At 64.5% G+C, this 19,214-nt stretch carries 16 protein-coding genes; 7 read left to right on the forward strand and 9 right to left on the reverse strand.

The window, feature by feature from the left end; translation table 11 throughout:
* Positions 1–4 precede the first annotated feature (4 nt).
* Genes IVB26_RS15650 through IVB26_RS15675 form a run of 6 tightly spaced genes read right to left on the reverse strand, consistent with a single transcriptional unit; the run spans position 5 to position 6,059 of the window.
* A complete protein-coding gene (locus IVB26_RS15650; RefSeq protein WP_247972468.1) occupies positions 5–1,399 on the reverse strand; it encodes an FAD-linked oxidase C-terminal domain-containing protein in 1,395 nt (464 codons plus the stop codon).
* Between the two features lie 58 nt (positions 1,400–1,457).
* Positions 1,458–2,342 (reverse strand): intradiol ring-cleavage dioxygenase, encoded by an 885-nt coding sequence (locus IVB26_RS15655; RefSeq protein ID WP_247972469.1) that lies wholly within the window; start codon positions 2,340–2,342, stop codon positions 1,458–1,460.
* A gap of 15 nt (positions 2,343–2,357) precedes the next feature.
* Positions 2,358–3,260: an NAD(P)-dependent oxidoreductase gene (locus tag IVB26_RS15660; RefSeq protein ID WP_247972470.1), complete on the reverse strand. Its 903-nt coding sequence runs from the start codon at positions 3,258–3,260 to the stop codon at positions 2,358–2,360.
* Between the two features lie 21 nt (positions 3,261–3,281).
* Positions 3,282–4,655, reverse strand: a complete 1,374-nt coding sequence (locus IVB26_RS15665) for an amidohydrolase family protein (protein ID WP_247972471.1) — start codon at positions 4,653–4,655, stop codon at positions 3,282–3,284.
* A gap of 4 nt (positions 4,656–4,659) precedes the next feature.
* The gene (locus IVB26_RS15670; RefSeq protein ID WP_247972472.1) at positions 4,660–5,739 is read right to left on the reverse strand and encodes a maleylacetate reductase; all 1,080 of its coding nucleotides are present in this window, start codon (positions 5,737–5,739) and stop codon (positions 4,660–4,662) included.
* Complete coding sequence (locus tag IVB26_RS15675; protein WP_247972473.1) at positions 5,736–6,059, reverse strand: Dabb family protein; 324 nt, start codon at positions 6,057–6,059, stop codon at positions 5,736–5,738. The genes IVB26_RS15670 and IVB26_RS15675 overlap by 4 nt, the downstream gene beginning before the upstream one ends.
* A 106-nt stretch (positions 6,060–6,165) precedes the next feature.
* On the opposite strand from IVB26_RS15675, the gene IVB26_RS15680 reads away from it, so the two are divergent.
* The 7 genes from IVB26_RS15680 (at position 6,166) to IVB26_RS15710 (ending at position 14,735) form a co-directional block, all read left to right on the forward strand.
* Entirely contained in the window at positions 6,166–7,089 is a 924-nt protein-coding gene (locus tag IVB26_RS15680; RefSeq protein ID WP_247972474.1) for a LysR family transcriptional regulator, read from the forward strand.
* 13 nt (positions 7,090–7,102) lie between these two features.
* Positions 7,103–8,548, forward strand: a complete 1,446-nt coding sequence (xylB, locus tag IVB26_RS15685) for a xylulokinase (RefSeq protein WP_247972475.1) — start codon at positions 7,103–7,105, stop codon at positions 8,546–8,548.
* A gap of 129 nt (positions 8,549–8,677) precedes the next feature.
* A complete protein-coding gene (locus IVB26_RS15690) occupies positions 8,678–10,201 on the forward strand; it encodes a sugar ABC transporter ATP-binding protein (RefSeq protein ID WP_247972476.1) in 1,524 nt (507 codons plus the stop codon).
* Complete coding sequence (locus IVB26_RS15695) at positions 10,194–11,237, forward strand: ABC transporter permease subunit (protein WP_247972477.1); 1,044 nt, start codon at positions 10,194–10,196, stop codon at positions 11,235–11,237. Before IVB26_RS15690 ends, IVB26_RS15695 begins: the two co-directional genes overlap by 8 nt.
* A 101-nt stretch (positions 11,238–11,338) precedes the next feature.
* Entirely contained in the window at positions 11,339–12,286 is a 948-nt protein-coding gene (locus tag IVB26_RS15700) for an ABC transporter substrate-binding protein (RefSeq protein WP_247972478.1), read from the forward strand.
* A 171-nt stretch (positions 12,287–12,457) separates the two neighbouring features.
* Entirely contained in the window at positions 12,458–12,949 is a 492-nt protein-coding gene (locus IVB26_RS15705) for a MarR family winged helix-turn-helix transcriptional regulator (protein ID WP_247972479.1), read from the forward strand.
* A gap of 46 nt (positions 12,950–12,995) precedes the next feature.
* Entirely contained in the window at positions 12,996–14,735 is a 1,740-nt protein-coding gene (locus IVB26_RS15710) for an FAD-dependent oxidoreductase (protein ID WP_247972480.1), read from the forward strand.
* On the opposite strand, the gene IVB26_RS15715 is transcribed toward IVB26_RS15710, so the two are convergent.
* From IVB26_RS15715 to IVB26_RS15725, 3 genes are all read right to left on the reverse strand, one after another.
* Complete coding sequence (locus IVB26_RS15715; RefSeq protein WP_247972481.1) at positions 14,718–16,253, reverse strand: glucosamine inositolphosphorylceramide transferase family protein; 1,536 nt, start codon at positions 16,251–16,253, stop codon at positions 14,718–14,720. The two genes, IVB26_RS15710 and IVB26_RS15715, sit on opposite strands and share 18 nt — an antisense overlap.
* 29 nt (positions 16,254–16,282) lie before the next feature.
* Positions 16,283–17,458 (reverse strand): glycosyltransferase family 4 protein, encoded by a 1,176-nt coding sequence (locus tag IVB26_RS15720; RefSeq protein WP_247972482.1) that lies wholly within the window; start codon positions 17,456–17,458, stop codon positions 16,283–16,285.
* A 207-nt stretch (positions 17,459–17,665) separates the two neighbouring features.
* Positions 17,666–19,012, reverse strand: coding sequence for a lipopolysaccharide biosynthesis protein (locus IVB26_RS15725; RefSeq protein ID WP_247972483.1), 1,347 nt, complete (start codon positions 19,010–19,012; stop codon positions 17,666–17,668).
* Positions 19,013–19,214: the final 202 nt, after the last annotated feature.

Below are 19,214 nucleotides of genomic sequence, written 5' to 3' on the forward strand. Positions count from 1 at the left end.
TCGCTCATGTCTTGGCTCCGCTCGCAAAGATCTTTCCGGGATTCATCAGACCATTCGGATCGAGCGCAGTCTTGATCGACCGCATCACATCGACGGCCTCGCCGAGTTCATCGGTGAGATAATCGATCTTGCCGAGCCCGATGCCGTGCTCGCCGGTGCAGGTGCCGTCCATGGCGATAGCGCGGGCGACCATGCGGGCCTGCAGCGCCTTGGCGCCGTCGGCCTCCTCCGGCATTGCCGGGTCGATCAGGATCAGCATGTGGAAATTGCCGTCGCCGACATGGCCGACGATGGGCGCGACAAAGCCGTGCTCGTCGGCATCGCGTCGCGTCTCGGTGAGGCACTCCGCCAGCCGCGAGATCGGCACGCAGACATCGGTGATCACGGCGCGTGCGCCGGGCCGCAGGCCGAGGCCGGCATAGAGGGTGTTGTCGCGGGCGTGCCACAGCCGGCTGCGGTCTTCCGCTGCCTTGGCCCAGGCAAAGCCATGGCCGCCGTGGTCGGCGGCAATCGCCTGCGCCGCCTCGGCCTGTTCGGCGACGGAGGTTTCGGACCCATGGAATTCAAAGAACAGGGTGGGCGCCTCGCGATAGCCGAGTTTCGCGTAGGCGTTGATGCCGCGTATCATGACCTCGTCGAGCAGCTCGATGCGCGCCACGGGGATCGCGGACTGGATCACGGAGATCGCGGTATCGACGGCGTCGTGCAGCGTGTCAAAGCTGCAGACGGCGGCAGAGATCGCTTGCGGGACGGGATGCACCTTCAGCGTAATCTCGGTGATGACGCCCAGCGTGCCTTCCGCGCCCACGAACATGCGTGTCAAATCGTAGCCGGCCGCCGACTTGCGCGCGCGCCGGGCGGTGCGGATCACGCGGCCATCGGCCAGCACGACCTCGAGCGCCATGACGTTGTCCTTCATGGTGCCGTAGCGCACGGCCATGGTGCCGGAGGCGCGGGTGGAGGTCATGCCGCCGATCGAGGCATCCGCGCCGGGGTCGATCGGGAAGAACAGGCCTGTGTTGCGCAGCTCCGCATTAAGCTGCTTGCGCGTGATGCCGGGCTGCACCACGACATCCATGTCGCTGTCGTGCACGGCCAGCACCTTGTTCATGCGCGCGAAGTCGAAGCAGACGCCGCCGGCGACAGACGCCGCGTTACCTTCGAGCGAGGTGCCGGCGCCGAACGGGACGATCGGCATGCCCGCGCCAGCGCACAGCTTGACGATCTCGGCGACCTCCTGCGTCGTTTCGGGAAAGACGACGATGTCGGGCGGCAAATTGCGGTAATGCGACTCGCTCTGCCCGTGCTGATCGAGCACGCCGCGCGCGACGCTCGCGCGCGGGCCGATCATGCCTGTGAGGCGATCGGCCAATGCTGCCGTGCTGACCCGCGGTCCCATCCTCAGCTCCCGTCTGCTCCCTGTTGCCGGACTCTTGTTGGTCCGTCGCCGCATAAGTCTAAGCGGCTCTTGCGTTGCTCGCGACCTGCTTCAGGCCGAAATCGTAATTGAGGTGGAAATAGTCGCGCTCCACCATGCGACCATCCGGCGCACGGCCGGCGGGCTGGTGGACGAACTCCCGGATCAGGCTGTCCTTGACGCCGAACACCACGTCGCTGTCGAGATACTGGTCGCCGGCGATGAACACATGGGTCACGAGCTGTTCGAAGCCGGGCGCCGAGATCATGAAATGCACATGCGCCGGGCGCCAGGGATGACGGCCCTGCGCCTCCAGCATCTGGCCGACCGGGCCGTCATGCGGGACGGGGTAGGCGGCCGGCTTGATCGACCAGAAATGGAATCTGCCGCTCGCGTCAGTGTGGAAGCGCGCGCGCATCGCGAGATCGCCGATGGCGTCGAGTTGCTGCACATCGTAATAGCCGTCATCGTCGGAATGCCAGACGTCCACGACGGCGCCCACGAGCGGCTTTCCGTCCACGGTGGAAACCGAGCCGGTAACCAGCATCGGATCGCCCTCCATCGGGCCGGAGATGTCGGCACCGCTGTCCTTTTCCGGCGCGGCCTGGACGAAGAACGGGCCGAGCACCGTGGTCTCGGTTGCACCCGCCGGCACTGGGTGGTTGATCGCATCGACCAGCATGGAGACGCCGAGCGTATCGGACAGCAGGATGAATTCCTGGCGCTTGTCGTCGCACATGTGCCCGGTGCGGGTCAGGAAATCGATGCCGTATTCCCATTCCTTCTGCGTCGGACGCACCTCGCGGACGAAGGCGTGCAGGTGGCGCACCAGAGCCTCGCTAATCTCTTTGATGCGCGGATCGGTCGCGTCCTTGATTCGCTCCAGCACCGCTTCGGTGATCGTGTTCTCGTTGAAATTGCGCATATGTGTTTCCGCCGATCAGAGTTTGGGCTCGCCGAGGCCGGATAGCCGTTCGAGGTGCTTGACCGTCGCGATGAAGTCGGTGTCGCCATCGCCTTGTGCGACCAGCGAGCCATAGGTCTCGCGCACCTGCGCTGCGAGCTGCAGCGGCACGCCGACAGCGTGGCCGGCGCCGAGGATGAGGTCGAGATCCTTGGCCATCTGCTTGCAGGAGAAGGTGGACTCGAAATCGCGGCTGCGCAGCGGTGCGGTCTTGTACTTCACCATCGGCGAAGCCACTGCGCTGTCGTCGAGCACCTTCAAGATGTCCTGCCAGGCGATGCCGCCCTTGCGCGCCAGTGCCAGGCTCTCGGCCATCATCGCCGCCGACACGGCGATCATCAGATTGACCGAGAGCTTTGCGTAGCGCGCTTCCTCGGCCGGCCCGAGATAGGTCTGCGCGCGGGTGAAGGCGGCGAACAGCGGCTTTGCGTTCTCGAAGGCGTCCTTCGGCCCCGAGACGAAGCAGGTCAGCGCGCCCGTATGAACGATGCTGGCATTGCCGGAGACCGGCGCACGAAGATAAGCGATGCCGTGTGCCTGCGCGGCGGTCGCAACTTCGTTGGAAGCGTCAACGCTCACGGTGCTGGTCTCGATCAAGATCGCTCCAGGCGCCATCGCGGCGATGAGGCCGGCGGGGCCGAGCAGCGCGCCGCACAGGGCCGTGTCATCGGGCAGGGACGTGATGACGGCGGACTTGCCCTTCACGGCCTCGGCCGGCGATGCCGCAATCGAAATGCCCTGTGCGCGAGCCTCATCGAGCCGCGCCGTGCTCTGATCGAATGCGGTAACGGTGTAGCCGGCCTTGGCGACGAGCACCGACATCGGCAGACCCATCTTGCCGATCCCGATGAAAGCGATGTTTTTCGAAGTATCTGTCATTGTTGTTGTCCGTTGGCGCCTTCAGGCGGCGCGTCCCTGTCGTTCGATGTCCTGCACCAGCCGCCGGCCGGATTGCGCCAGCAGCTCTTTCTTCGTTTCCAGCCCGTCAACCAGCAATTGGCCATTCCGTTTCTTCCAGGCGCCACCGATCATCACGGCCTCGATATTCGCGAGGCTCGTCTGCATCACGACGGTCGCAACCGGATCGTGCACCGGGACAAGGTTGAGGTCGGAGGCGTTGATGATGACGAGGTCGGCGAGCTTGCCCGGCGTCAGCGATCCGATCTGATGCTCGCGACCGAGCATGTGGGCGCCTTCCGTCGTGATCCAGCGCAGGGCCTCGCGGACGGGGATCGTGGTCGTTGCCGGAATGGCGCCACTCACTTTGCGTGTGTCCGCATTGTCGAGCGACCGCTGCATCGACAGCGCGATGCGGGCCGCGGAGAAGAGATCGCCGGCCAGGATGGATTCGAGGTCAATGCCGATCGTCGGGCGGACGCCACGCTTCAACAGGCGTCCGGTAATCGGGAAGCCGTGGCCCTGGATCATCTCGTTCTCTGGCGTCACCGAGAAGGACACGCCGAGATCGACCATCCGGTCGAGCAGATCATCAGCCAGATCGTTGCCATGGACGATGTTGATGCCCGCGCCGACGAGGCCGGCCGCAATCAGCTTCTCCCAGCCGCCTGGAGTCTTGGCCGGTCCGCCGCCCTGATGCATGGAGGCGATCAGCTTCAGCTCCCGCGCCATGCGGAAGTCATGCATGGCGACGTCGAGGGTCGAATAATGCGGGCCGAGAATGGCGAGCCCCAATGTGACGAGGCCATCGCGATCGGCGAGGGGGCCTGCAAGCAGCCGCTCGACCTCGCGGCGCGGATGCGGCACCTCCGAGAAATGCGGCTCGCCCGGCTTCGGCTCAGGTTTCGGCGAGCCGTGGAAAAAGGCGGCGCGAATGCCGCTCTCGATCAGGCCGCGCACGGCAGCGTCAGTGTGATCGGGGGTCGGATTGTTGTGGCACCAGTCGACCAGCGTGGTGGTGCCGCAATTGATCTGGTTCAGCGCGCCGACGAGGGTGGCGATATGGATGTCCTCGGGCCGGAATACCGTGGCGAGGCCGGCATGCATGCGGCGGAAATATTCCAGCAGCGTCCAGTTCGCGGCATAGCCGCGCAAGCCCGTCTGCCAGGTGTGCATATGCGCGTTGATCAGGCCGGGAATGACGATGCGGCCCTTGCCGTCGACAATCTCGGTGTCGGCCGCGCCGCTGCCGAAATCGATCGATGGCCGCACCTCGACGATGCGGCTGCCCTCGACCAGCACGTCGCCGGTCGCGAGATCGCCAATCGCGTCATCCATGCTGATGACGGTGGCTGATTTGATCAGCGTGCGCTGCATCGCCTCACGCCGCCGCTTTGGTCGCGGCCGGCGGCTCGCCGGCCCAGGCGCGTGCGATCAGGTCGCGGATGGCATTGCGGTCGAGCGGACGCGGGTTCCAGTAGGCATTCGTCACAGCAAGCTCGGCCGCCTTGTCGATCCCGCTTTCGGGCATGCCGACGTCGCGCAGCGCAAGTTTCGCGCCCAGTCGCTTGGCAAGGTCGTAGAGCCCCTGTGATGCATCCGCCGAGCCGATTGCGCGCGAGATCCGCGCCATCGCGTCCGGCACCGCCGGTGCGTTGTAGGCCAGCGCGTGCGGCAGCACGATGGTGTGGGTCTCGGCGTGCGGCAGATCAAAAGTGCCGCCGAGCGTGTGGCAGAGCTTGTGATGAAGCGCCATGCCGACGGTGCCGAGGCAGACGCCGCACAGCCAGGCCCCATAGAGCGCCTCGGTGCGGGCCTCGCGGTCGTCGGACTTGGCGGCGATCGCGGGCAGGGCGCGCGCGAGCGCGCGGATGCCTTCTTCCGCCATCAGCGAGGTCACCGGATTGGTGTCGCGCGCATACAGCGCCTCGACGGCGTGGGCGATCGCGTTGATGCCGGATGTTGCGGCTAAGCTCACCGGCAGCGTCAGGGTAAGATCGACATCGTAGATCACGGTCTCGGGCAGGATCGCCGCATCGCGCACCGTGGTCTTCAACCCGTTCTCGGTCTGGCCGACGATCGGCGTCATTTCCGAGCCGGCATAGGTGGTGGCGATGCAGAGCTGGTTGACGCCGGTGCGCAAGGCCAGCGCCTTGCCGAGACCCGTGGTCGAACCGCCGCCGAGCGAGACGACGCAATCGGCATCGGACGCCTTCATGGCCGCAAGCGCGCGTTCCGTGACATCGACCGGCGTATGCATGGTGGCGCCGGGAAAGATGCCGGCATAGAGCGCGCCGAGCGCGGCACCAAGATTCTTGCCCTGCGCCTCCTGCTGCGGCGTCGTCAGCACCAGCGCGCGGGTGCCGCCGAACCGTTCAACTTCGGCCTTCGCGTTCGCCAGCGTTCCGCTGCCGAACACGACGCGGCAGGGCAGGTTTTCGAAGGTGAACGAACCGATCATGCGCCGGTCTCTTTGATGGGATAATCGACCTGGAAGCGCCCGATCCGCAAGTCACCCAGCGCCTCGCGTACGCGCAGATGTTCCGGATGGTTGGCATAGGCGGCGAGCGCGGCCTGGTCGGTGAATTCGGAGAACAGGACCACGTCGCAGGCGTAATCGACTGCGCTGACGTCCATGCCGACTTCGATATGGGTGAGGCCGTCGATCCGGCCCTTGAGGCCCTCGAACAGGGTCTTGACCTTGACCCGGGCGGCGGAGCGCTCCTCGGAGGTCTCCCCGCGCAGCCGCCACATCACGATGTGCCTGATCGGGCCCGACATTTCTGATTTCCTCGCCTGCCATTCTCTCTTGTTGGGCTCATTTTGCCTTGCAGAAATCGGAAATAAAGGTCAAAATTAGTAAGTCTCTTTTCCTCTTTTAGCAAAAATGGACCGGCTGCTCCAACTCGAGGTCTTCTCCAAAACCGCCGAACTCGGCAGTCTTTCGAAAGCTGCCGAAATTCTGCGGATGTCGAACGCGGCCGCGAGCCGCCATCTCAGTGCGCTGGAGGAGCGGCTTGCCGTCCGGCTGATCGAGCGCAACACGCGGCGGCAATGGCTGACCGAAGCCGGGCAGGAGCTGCTGCAGCGTTGCAGCACGCTCTTGAACGAGCTCGCCGAAGCCGAGGACGCCGTCTCCGACCGCGCGCTGTCGCCGAAGGGCATGCTGCGCGTGACGTCTTCGCTGTCCTTCGCGATGATCTATCTGGCGCCGATGCTGCCCGCCTTCCGCGCGCTCTATCCAGATCTCAGCGTGCAGATCATCAGCGCCAACCGCTATCTCGACTTCATCGAAGCCGGCATCGACGTCGCGATCCGCACGCGCGAGCACGAGCCGGATTCCAACATCATCGTCCGCCGCATCGGCCAGATGCATCGTGTGCTCGCGGCAGCTCCCTCCTACCTGGAGAAGCACGGCCGGCCGGAGCATCCTACCGATCTCACCCGCCACAACATGCTGATCTACAATCTCGCCAACGATCCCTATTCGCTGCGGCTGAGCCAGGGCAGCACGACGCAGACGGTCCGGATCGCGCCGACGCTCGACAGCAATGACGGCCAGATCATCTGTGGTGCAGCCCGCGCAGGGCTCGGCATCCTGATCCAGCCGCTCTATATCGTTCAAGCCGATATCGCCGCCGGCCGGCTGGTGCCGGTCCTGATGGGCTGGGAATTGCCGCTGCTCACCATGAACATCGCCTATCAAAACCGCGTCAGGCTGCCCGCCAAGATCAGGGTCTTCTCCGACTTCCTGGTCGGCTATATTCGCGAGCATTCGCAGCCGGGGATCTGGATCGATCCGGCGAAGTAAGCGGAGAGCATTCATGTATCTCGGCATCGATCTCGGCACCTCCGCGGTCAAGACCGTTCTCGTCGACGATGCCCAGCGCGTAATTGCAAGCGAGAGCCGGCCGCTGACGACGGCTTCGCCGCAGGCCGGCTACTATGAGCAGGATCCCGCGCAGTGGATCGATGCGGCCTTCGCCACGCTGGACGCCCTGAAGGCAACGCATCCCGGCGAGCTGGCGGCAGTCGAAGGCATTGGACTGTCCGGCCAGATGCACGGCGCCACGCTGCTCGATGCGAGCTTGCGACCCTTGCGGCCCTGCATCCTCTGGAACGACGGACGCGCGGCCCTTGAGTGTCGTATCCTGGAGCTGCGCTGGCCCGCGTTGCGTGCGACGACGGGCAACAAGGCGATGCCGGGTTTCACCGCGCCGAAGCTGCTCTGGATCGCGGCGCATGAGCCTGACATTTTTGCAGCGTTAAGGCTCGTTCTGTTGCCAAAAGCCTATTTGCGCCTGGTGCTATCAGGCGAGGCCATCGAGGACGTCTCGGATGCATCGGGATCGCTGTGGCTCGACGCCGCGCGCCGGGACTGGTCGGACGCAGCACTGGCCGCGAGCGGCCTGTCGCGCGATCACATGCCGCGTCTCGTCGAGGGATGCGCGCCCGCAACGACCCTGCGCAGCGAGCTGGCGCGGCGTTGGGGCATGACGGGGCAGCCGATCATTGCGGGCGGCGCGGGGGACAATCCGGCAGGGGCCGTCGGCATCGGTGCGATCCGGCCAGGAACCGCCTTCGTGTCGCTGGGAACTTCGGGTGCCTTGCTGGCACCGACCGACAGGATTGCCGCAAACCCTGATCGCATCGTACACACGTTCTGCCACGCCATTCCCGGCATGTGGATTCAGGCTGGTGCGATCCTCTCGGCCGCCTCCTGCCTCGCCTGGATCGCTCGCTTGTTCGGCGTCACCGAGGCCGAGTTGCTGGCGCCGCTTGGATCGCGCCCGCAGGCGCCATCGCCGGTGAGCTTCCTGCCTTATCTCGCGGGTGAGCGGACGCCGCACGACGATCCCGTCGTGCGCGGCATGCTCGATGGTTTGAGCCACGGCACCGATCGCGAGATGATCGGGCAGGCGGTGCTCGAAGGCGTTGCTTTCGCGCTATCCGATTGCCGCGACGCACTCGCGAGTGCCGGCATTGCGATCGCGGAAGCGGATGTCATTGGCGGTGGATCGCGATCCCCGTTCTGGCTCTCGGTGCTGGCAAACGTGCTGAATGTTCCAGTCCATCGCTTTGCCGGGGGTGAGACCGGCGCGGCGTTCGGTGCGGCGAGATTGGGGCGGCTTGCTGTCACCGGTGAGGCAATCGATGTCGTATGCACGCGGCCGCAGCGCATCGAGACGTTCGAACCTGACGCCGGGCTGACGGATGCTTATGCCGAGCGGCTTCCCGCGTGGCGCGAACTGTATCGGCCGCGCTACTAGCACGCCTCGACGTTGCATTCTCGCGTGTTCGGTATTGCTCTGGCCTGCGGCGTTTTGTTTAATGCGTGAACCGCGCTGACAGAACGATCGAGACGCGGGTGGGAAACGCATTGTGCGCCGGGAGGCACGATGAACGATCCGATCCTCGAGATGCGCGGGGTCTCAAAATCCTTCTTTGGCATCAAAGCGCTGCGTGCCGTCGATCTCACTGTCTATGCCGGCGAAGTGCATGCCTTGATGGGCGAGAACGGCGCCGGCAAGTCGACGCTGATGAAGATCCTGTCCGGCGCCTACAGGCCTGATCCCGGCGGCGAGATCCGCATCGAAGGACACCCGGTGCGGATCGAAGGTCCGCTCGGCGGCCGCAACGCAGGCATCTCCATCATCTATCAGGAACTGTCGCTCGCCCCCAATCTCAGTGTCGCCGAGAATATTTATCTGGGACGCGAGATCTCGCGTTCGGGAATGCTGGCGCGCGGTGTCATGCGCGAGGGCGTCGGCCCCATCCTGAAACGGCTGGGCGCAGACTTCCTGCCATCGACGCTGGTGGCGCATCTCTCCATGGGCCAGCGGCAATTGGTCGAGATCGCGCGTGCGCTCCATGCGAGGTCAAAGATCCTGATCATGGACGAGCCGACCACGGCGCTGTCGGCCGGCGAGAGCGCGCGGCTGTTCGCGCTGATCCGCCAGCTTCGCGCCGAGGGCCTCGCTATCATCTACATCTCGCATCGGATGGACGAGGTCTACGCGCTCGGCGACCGCGTCACCGTGCTGCGCGACGGCAGGCTGGTCGGCTCGCTCGACAAGCAGGACATTCGCGCCGACACCATCGTGCGGCTGATGGTCGGGCGCGACGTCTCATCGTTCTACAAGAAGGACCACGATCCGGAGGCGGGGCGGGGACATCCCGTGCTCGCAGCGATCGATATGGCCGATGGTCAGCGCGTCAAGGGTTGCTCGCTCACCGTGCACGCGGGCGAGGTGGTAGGACTTGCCGGTCTGATCGGCGCCGGCCGCACCGAGCTTGCGCATCTCATGATCGGCGCGTTGCCCAAAACCTCCGGCCGGCTCGAGCTCGAGGGACGGCCGGTCGAGATCCGCAGCCCCGGTGAGGCGCTCGAGGCTGGGATCGCCTATCTGACCGAGGACCGCAAGGCGCTCGGCCTGTTCCTGGACATGTCATGTCTGGACAACATCAACCTCGCGGTGCTCGCGCGCGATGCGAAGCTCGGCTGGTTCCTGGATCGCGACAAGGCGCGCGAGCGCGCCGACAGGGCCTTCGCGGGGCTCAGCATCCGCGCCGCCAATGTCGCCGTCCCCGCAGGCGGGCTCTCCGGCGGCAATCAGCAGAAGCTGCTGCTGTCGCGGCTTCTCGCGATTGCACCAAAGGTGCTGATCCTCGACGAGCCGACGCGTGGCGTCGATGTCGGCGCCAAGTCGGAGATCTATTCGATCATCGACAATCTGGCCAAGGCGGGCACCGCCATCCTCGTCATCTCGTCCGATCTGCCTGAAATCATCGGCATCTGCGACCGGGTTGTCGTCATGCGTGCCGGGCGCATGGCCGGCGAGGTCACGCGAGGTCCCAATTCGCCGCTGACACAAGAAGACATCATGGCGCTTGCCACGGGGATGGAGCATCTGGATGCCTGACAATGGTGCTTCGCAGGCCCAGCCCGCCGCGACCACGACGGCCAACGGTGCCGCGGCCGAGACAAAGCGCCAGCGGGTGAGGATGCTGATCGGCGCACTCGGCATGCTCCCGGTGCTGCTGATTCTCTGCATCGGCTTCCATTTCCTGTCCGAGGGACGCTTCTTCACCGGACAAAATCTCGGCATCGTGTTGCAGCAGGCCGCAGTGAACACCGTGCTCGCCGCAGGCATGACCTTCGTCATCCTCACCGGCGGCATCGACCTCTCGGTCGGCTCGATCCTGGCGGCCTCAGCGATGGCCGGGTTGACGCTCTCCAAGCTGCCGGAGCTCGGAATGCTGTGGCTGCCGGCCGCGCTGCTCACCGGCCTGGGCTTCGGTATCGTCAACGGCGCGCTGATTGCGCTGCTCCGCCTGCCGCCTTTCATCGTCACGCTCGGCTCTCTCACCGCCGTGCGCGGCCTGGCGCGGCTGCTCGGCGCCGACACCACCGTTTTCAATCCCTCCATTCCCTATGCCTTCATCGGCAACGGCTCGCTCACGCTCATCCCCGGCGTCGCGTCGATCCCGTGGCTCTCGGTGATTGCCTTGCTCGTCATCCTGGTCTCGTGGCTGGTGCTGCGCCGGACCGTACTCGGCGTGCACATCTATGCGGTGGGCGGCAATGAAAGCGCCGCGCGGCTTGCCGGCATCAAGGTTTGGGCCGTCCTGATCTTCGTCTACGGCATCTCCGGGCTTTTCGCCGGGCTCGGCGGCGCGATGCAGGCGGCGCGACTCTATGCGGCCAACGGCCTGCAGCTCGGTCAATCCTACGAGCTCGATGCGATCACGGCCGTGATCCTGGGCGGGACCTCCTTCGTCGGCGGCATCGGTTCGATCTGGGGCACGCTGGTCGGTGCGCTGATCATCGCCGTGCTGTCGAACGGCCTGATCCTCGTCGGCGTTTCCGACATCTGGCAATACGTGATCAAGGGCCTGGTGATCATCGGCGCCGTCGCGCTCGATCGCTACCGGCTGCAAGGCTCTGCCAGAACGTGAAGGACGGTGCGCGCGTCTGAGCGCGCATGACGTGATACGGGATTCCGCTGCGGCAACTGGTCTGCCGTGCCGGGGACGAAGACAGACCAGGGAGGAAGTCCATGTTGAAGACGATCATGCTCGCCGGCGCCGCGACGGCGCTTGTTCTTAGCACCGTGCCGTCCTCGGCCAAGGAGCTCAAGTCGATCGGTGTCTCGCTGGGGTCGATGGGCAACCCGTTCTTCGTCGCACTGTCGAAGGGCGCCGAGTTCGAGGCCAAGAAGACCAATCCCAATGTGAAGATCACGACGGTCGGCTTCGAATACGATCTCGGCAAGCAGGTGACCCAGATCGACAATTTCATTGCCGCCGGTGTCGATCTGATCCTGTTGAACCCGGGCGATCCCAAGGCTATCGGGCCGGCGATCAAGAAGGCGCAAGCCGCAGGCATCGTCGTCGTTGCGGTCGATACCGCGGCCGAAGGCGCCGATGCGACGGTGACCACGAACAACGTCCAGGCCGGCGAGATCTCGTGCCAGTACATCGTCGACAAACTGGGCGGCAAGGGCGACGTCATCATCGAGAACGGGCCGCAAGTCTCCGCCGTGATCGATCGTGTCGTGGGCTGCAAGAACGTGTTCTCGAAGAATCCCGCCATCAAGGTGTTGTCCAACGACCAGGACGGCAAAGGCTCGCGCGAGGGCGGCCTCACCGTCGCGCAGGGCTATCTGACGCGTTTCCCCAAGATCGACGCCATCTTCGCCATCAACGATCCGCAGGCGATCGGCACCGATCTTGCGGCTCGCCAGCAGAACCGCAGCGGCATCGTCATCACTGCGGTCGATGGCGCGCCCGATATCGAAGCGGCGCTGAAAGATCCGCAATCGCCGCAGATCCAGGCCTCGGCTTCGCAGGACCCGTTCTTCATGGCGCGGCGGGCCGTGCAGGTCGGTGTCGGCATTCTCAATGGCCAGAAGCCGGCCTCGACCGTCGAGCTGCTGCCGTCCAAGCTCGTGACCAGGGACAACGTCGCCCAGTACAAGGGCTGGACCTCGGATCGCTCCCAGTAAGCCGTCCGCAGCCGGAAGTGATCGAACCACGAAACGACGGGCGGCGTATTGATCCACGCCGTCCGCGGCGCCAGAGTCGCCAACACACGCTGATCAGCTGTCCGAGCGCGTCAGGCCGCCTGTTGTGTTAGCTTCGCGCAACCTCGATCGGTCGAATCGGAAGCAGATCTCGTGAAAGCCAAGACAGCCGGCATCTCATCCGGCACCGCATCCGGCACCGCGTGGCGGCATGCCAATATCGGTCGCCTGCTCAACAACGCGGTGCGGCGCTTCGAGGGCCGCGTGCTCGAATTGATGAGCGAGCGGGGACACGACGAGACGCGCATTGCGCATGTCAGCCTGACCCGCAATCTCGACGTCGAGGGGACGCGGCTCACAGAGCTTGCCCGCCGTGCCTCGATGAGCAAGCAGGCGATGGGCGAGCTGGTCGATCAATGCGCGGAGCTCGGCCTCGTCGATCGCATCGCGGACCCGACCGACCGTCGTGCGCGCATTGTCATGTTCACGCGGGCCGGTCACAAATGGCTCGATGCCTTCCGCGATGCGGTCGACATCGCCGAGCAGGAGATGCGTACCGAGCTCGGCAAGGCCACGATGGAGGCGATCCTGAAGGGGCTGGCGCTCTATGGCGCGAAGTTCGACACGCTCGACGATGCCGATTAGTCATGCAACTTGACGATATCGTCAGGCGTCCTTACCATGCAGGATAATGCCGGTAGGGAGAAGCGTCTTGGAAACAGGTCTGACAGCCTCGGTGCTCATCGTGGGCGGGGGACCCTGCGGGCTGATGCTGGCCAATGAGCTCGGCCGGCGCGGCGTGTCCGCGATCCTGGTCGACGAAAAGCCGGGCACCGCGTTCAATCCGCAAGCCAACGCGACGCAGGCGCGCTCGATGGAGCATTATCGGCGGCTGGGTTTTGCTGATGAGATCAGGCGCGAAGGACTGCCTGCCGATTATCCGACCGACGTTGCGTACTTCACGCGCTACACGGCTTACGAACTGGCGCGTTTTCGATTGCCGTCATCGTCACGTGCGGGCGAGCTCATCAGGGGCATGTCAGGCTCCTGGAGCGCGGCGGAGCTGCCGCACCGGGTCTCGCAGAAATATGTCGAGGCGGTGCTGCGCCGCCATGCCGAACGGCTTGCCGGCATCAAGCTCAACTATGGCCACCGGCTGATCAGTTACGCCGAAAGCGATGACGGCATCGTGGGCGAAGTCGAACGCCTCGATGATGGCAGCCGTTTTCAGGTTCGCGCCGACTTCCTCGTTGGCGCCGACGGGCCGCGCTCGATGGTTCGTCAATCGCTCGGGATCGTCTATGGCGGCGAGACCGGAACGCAACGCGATTTCATGGGTGGCCGCATGCTGGCGGTCTATCTCCGTTCGCCGGACTTCTATGCGAGCATCCCGCACGCCAGGGCCTGGATGTACAATTGCTTCAACGGCGACCGCCGCGCCTTCATGGCATCGGTGAACGGACGCGACGAGTTCGCATTTCACACGCAGCTTCGACCAGGCGAAGACGAGAGTGCGATCACGATCAACGACGCCAGGGCTGCCTTCCAGCGCGCCTGCGGTGCGCCGATCGACTGCGAGGTGCTGTCCTTCCTGACCTGGACCGCCGGTCACGCGCTGGTTGCGGACGGCATGCAAAGGGGCAGGGTCCTTCTCGGCGGCGACGCGGCGCATCTGTTCACGCCGACCGGCGGCCTCGGCTACAACACCGCGATCGAGGATGCGGTCAATCTCGGCTGGAAGCTCGCAAGCGTCGTCAAGGGTCTGAGCCCGGCAACGCTACTCGACAGCTACGAAATCGAGCGACGCCCGGTCGCGCTCCGCAACACCGATTATGCCCGGCGCTTTGCCGATTCCCTTGGTTTGTTCGCGCCGGCGCCGGAGATCGAAGACGCCACGGACGAGGGCAGCGAGGCGCGAAGGATTGCAGGCGTCTATCTCGAGCAGCACGCCCGTGCGGAGTTCAACATCCCCGGTGTGACTTTCGGCGGGCGCTACGACGGCTCGCCGATCATCGTCTCCGATGGCAGCCAGCCGCCGCCCGATGCTGCGAACGTCTACGTTCCCAGCGCCTGTCCCGGCGGCCGCGCACCGCATGCGTGGCTGGACGACGGCGTGTCCTTGTATGACCTGTTCGGGTTCGAATGGACGCTGCTCCAGTTCGGCGAGGCCGCATCGGCTCATGCCGGAATCGCCGACGCCGTCCGCGCGCTCGGGGTGGATTTGAAGCTCGTCACGCTGCCGGCGGCCTTGCGCGATCTCTACGATGCCGATCTCGCTTTGATACGTCCCGACCAGATCGTGGCCTGGCGCGGTGCCGCGTCGAAGGCGGGAAGGATCGGGCACGTCCTTGCCCGCGCGCTCGGACGCGATGCGAGCGACAGCGCGGCTCTACTTTGCATCACGCCGGTGGCCTCAACTGGCCGTGGATGAACTGGTGCGCGGAGACTGAATCGCCGATGGAAGTCTACTCGCGAAGGCGCGGGTCTTGGGTTGGACGCGGGATCCGTCGATCACCTCGAGCCGGCCGCAGCGGTTCAGGGTGTGGAGCTTCCTGCCGGGCCAGTGCGGTCCCGGCCTCAGAGAATGGCGCACGATCTGCTTGAAGGCGGTCGGCGACAGTTCCACCACTTCCGCCAGCGCGAGCGCCGCGCCGTACCCGTCGGTGCAGTTCTGGATCGGGCGCCACAATTTGTCATTGAGCGTGACGAAATTCCCGGCCGGCCGCGTGCTTGCGCGGTCGATCAGGACTGGATTGCTGGCATGCGGCAACCAGGGGCCCAACAGGCGATCGGCATAATAGATCGCCAGCGAATCCGAATAGCCGCCGGTTCCGTCGCGCCAGGATCCGAACAGATAATGCAGGCCGTTGTGCTGTGTGATCGTGACGTCAGCGAGTTCGAGGTCCGAAAGGAGCGTCGTGTGTCGCTCCCATGTGTCCGGGAACCGGGCGCATTTGTAGAGGGCGACATCCCCGTGAGTCGAACTCTCCGGGATCATCCACAACTCGCCACCGTCTTCGATCAGAAACGGATAGGAGAGATGCCAGGGCTCCTCCAGCACCGGCACAACCTCGCCAACCGGTCCACTGTCACTGAACTCGATCGCCGAGATGATGCCTTTTCCGACACGGTGATCGAGATCCTCGAAGAAGACGAATGTTCGTCCCTGCCATGTGATGGGGAAAGGATCGGCGTAGAAGTGGTTTCCGGGATCTTCCAGAACGTTCCAGCCTGGACCCGATAGATCTCCGGTCTGCCAGACGCCCGCGCCCTCATTGAAGCGCCATCCGATATGCCAATGCGGGGCATAGCAGCAGAGGCGATAGATCTCCTTGGCGATCGAGACGGCAAGGCCGCGCGTGACGTAGCCTAGGGGTGCGCGGTACGAGCCATTTCCAGCGCGGTGCGCCAACTGCGGCACGATGCGCGGCCGTCCCGACAGGATCGCCGCCACCATGGTCAGGGTTCGCGCCATGACGGTTTCGAGTGCGCCGCTGAGGCCTGCGGCAATTTCTCCGGATGGATGGCCGCGATCGAGGACCGAACCGTCGATCTCGTTGACGATGTCGATCACCGGCAGGTCGCCGGCCAGAATGGCGGCGAGGGCGGCGTTTTCGCCTGCAGTTCCATTGAACAGCGGACGGAGATACCGCGGGGCGGAGCTGCTTGGATCGCGCGCGCCGCCGGTGAAATCGACGATCACGTCGGCCGTCTGGTTGCGAACCTGCGTCTGTTCCGGAGCGATGTTCAGCCTGTTGGCGCCGCTGTGCTTGCCCTTGTGCAACACCATACGTTCGAGCTCGAACAGGGCGTCGAGACCCGCGGGCCGCGGCTCGGCCGTTGCCACCCACGCGATTTGCACCGGAACGTTTTGGCCGTCGATCGACAGCATGTCGCGGCCCATCCAGCGCCGCGCGTGCTCTCGTTCACAGCGAAACTCGATGATCATGTCGAGCCCATCTATTCCAACGTATCAGGTCAAGTGACCTGGCCGAGAATCCGAACGTATTCCTCCACCATGGCATCTACCGAATAGCGCAGCCTGAGGCCTTTGGCATTTTGTCGCAGTTCATCGCTCAGATTCTGGTCCATCAGCAGCCGGGAGACGGCTGTCGCGAGCTTCGTATGATCGGAGGCGTCGACGAAGAGTGCAGTCGGTTTTCCTTCGTAAGACAACACTTCGCGCAAGACGGGAAGATCGGTCACGACGGAGGGAACACCGGCGTTTGCAGCCTCGACCGCAGCCAGACCGAAGGTTTCCGCCTGCGTCGGGAATACAAACACGTCCAGGCAGGCGAGAAAATCCGCCATTCGGCTGGGGGGGATTTCCCCGAGCAAATGCAGCCGGTCCGATACCTTCAAGTCGCTGGCCAACTGCCGCAGTCGGGCCTTGTCGGCGCCCTGGCCGGCGAGCGCGAGATGCCAGGACGGTTGATCCGGCAACAGACGTATCGCCATGTCGAGCCGCTTGTGCGGATGCAGCCGCGCCGCGCAGCCGAGCAGGACACGATCCGGCGGTAGATTGAATTTCTGTCGTGCAGCCTCCTTCGACAGGATAAGCGCCTTGTCGTCGAAGCCGTGCGGCACATGCACCATGCGCGAACGATAAGCCGCAGGGTAGCGCGAATATTCGCGCTCCATGTCCCGCGAATTGAGCGTGATGCGGTCGAAGAAGCCGACACTGCCCATGACGATGTCGGCGGTGCGGACCGGCCGGCTCATCGCCAGCGCGGATGAAACCTGGTTGGCGATGACCGGTGCGCGGCTGACGAGGCGCGTCACGCCGGCGCCGATGACGTTGCCGAAATGCTGGAACGTCAGCACGGCGTCGGGCTTGATCGTCCTGATATGACGGCCGAGCGTCCACAGCATCCGCAGCAGCGCCACCGGATTGCCGGGCCGGCTCGACGCGCAATAGAGCGTATCGGGCGGCTCGTCGAACGATTCCGATTTACGAAAGAAGAACAGATTGGTGACCCGGTAGCCGCGCGCGGTCAGCCCGGCGCCGAGCAGCCTGGAGATCTCCTGCGCACCGGCGTTCTCGGCCTGGGTTTGCGCGAGAAGCACGTGCAGCTTTGGTCCGCCGCCGTCTGGCCGCGCGGGTGCTGTCGCGGTCGTCTCGCCCAATTCCTTGTTCGGCTGATAGTGGAGCACGGATCCCGACCCGCTAGAGAAACGAAATCTTCACCTTCTTGGCTCCGTACCTACCATGCGGGTATCGCGCGGACACCGACTAGAAACAAACGGAGTTAATGCGAGGCTCGTCTGTCGACATCCTTCGCGCGATCATTTCGCTGGTTTCCGCATGGTACGCGAAACGCGCGTTAACCAATCGATCTCGCGCCGATGCGCGATCGACGCCTAGTCGCTGGAATCGGCGCTGCCGACTGCATAATTGCCGCGTTTTATGGCGCTGAAGCGCAAAAGCACGAGGATCGAAGGGTCCACCCCTGTGCGCCGGCGGCAGAGCAAGTTCAGGGCAATGGTCGCGAGCGCCAGCGATACTGTGGCCGAGACCGCCGCGCCGAGCACGCCGAGCCAGGGAATGAGGATGAGAAATCCCGCAAGCCGCAGCGCGACGTTGGCGGCAACGACGGGCACATAGATTCGTTCATGGCCGGTCAGCTGCAGGATCGCAGCAGACGGGCCGCCTGCGGCCTGGATGGCCGTTCCGATCGCAAGCACGATCAGAACCGAATGCTGCTCGGTGAAATGGGGCCCGAACAGGTTGAGGAGATAGGGGCCGCCGATCCAGACCGTGGCGAGCCCGGCGGCCACGCAAAGCGCGGTCACTTCTGCCATCAACCGCAAGGTTCGCTCGAACTCCCGATGGTTCTTGCTGAAATACAGCGAGGGGAGCCGGCGCGCGCCGAAAGTGTACAACGCCGCGGACACCATGGCGAAGATGTTGGCGAGGCGCGAGGCGGCAAAGTAGATACCGGCCGTCGCCGGATCCAGCATCCAGTAGACCAGGATGACGTCGAAATACTGGTTTGCGACTTCAAGGATGGACGCGAGCCAGAAGTGAAGGGCGCTCGACCGCCAGCGGGACGTTTCGGAGCGCGCCGCCGTGCCGCGCAGATCCGGCAGCACCCGCGCGATCGAAATGATCTGCGCAACCAGGCCGACCGACATGGCAATCGTCATCACCGCGATCAACTCGGCGGGATCGAGTTGCCGATGGCCAAACAGCATGGCGAGCAGAAACAGGACGACGATGACCCGCCAGAAGAACTCGCGATTTCCTTCGCCCATGAGGATGCTGACGAGCGAGCGTGCGACCTGGCTGCCCAGCATCACTCCGGCATTCACGGCCGTGTAGGCCGACACCGCCAGAATGAGCAGCCACCAATCGCCTCTCATGTTCGCCACGATGGCGATCCCGGCGATCACGATCAGCATTGCGACCGAGGCAATCCTGAAGCTCGACAGGAGGATACCTTTGGTGAGGTCCGGCCTGTCACCGACCTGATACTCGTTCAGGAAGCGCACCAGCAAGGATTCCTGGCCGACCAGTCCCACGACGGCGGCGATCTGGGCAACCGAAAGCCAGGTCGCAAAGATGCCGAAGCCATCGGGCGACATCGTTCGTGCAGCCAGCGAGAACAACGCAAACGCAAGCGCGCCGCTACCAACCTTGAGAAGGATGGTCCCGACGACACCGCGCGTGACGTCACGCCGCAGGAACTGGAGGATGGATCCGATCATGGAATTTTAAGGAGCTGCTCTCTCCTGAAGAGACATGTTCCGATATCGGCGGCAACCTAGCATGCCGAAAAACCGCGAGTGTTAATGGGCGGAGTGCAGGATCCTGCCGGCGGCGGCGACATCGCGCTCATGCCGGTTGCTTCACTGTGGAACATCGTCGTCCTCATTGTCTCAAATCAAGCAAGGCCCGACTCGGACCGAA

This window comes from Bradyrhizobium sp. 195 (assembly GCF_023101665.1).
GTDB lineage: Bacteria > Pseudomonadota > Alphaproteobacteria > Rhizobiales > Xanthobacteraceae > Bradyrhizobium.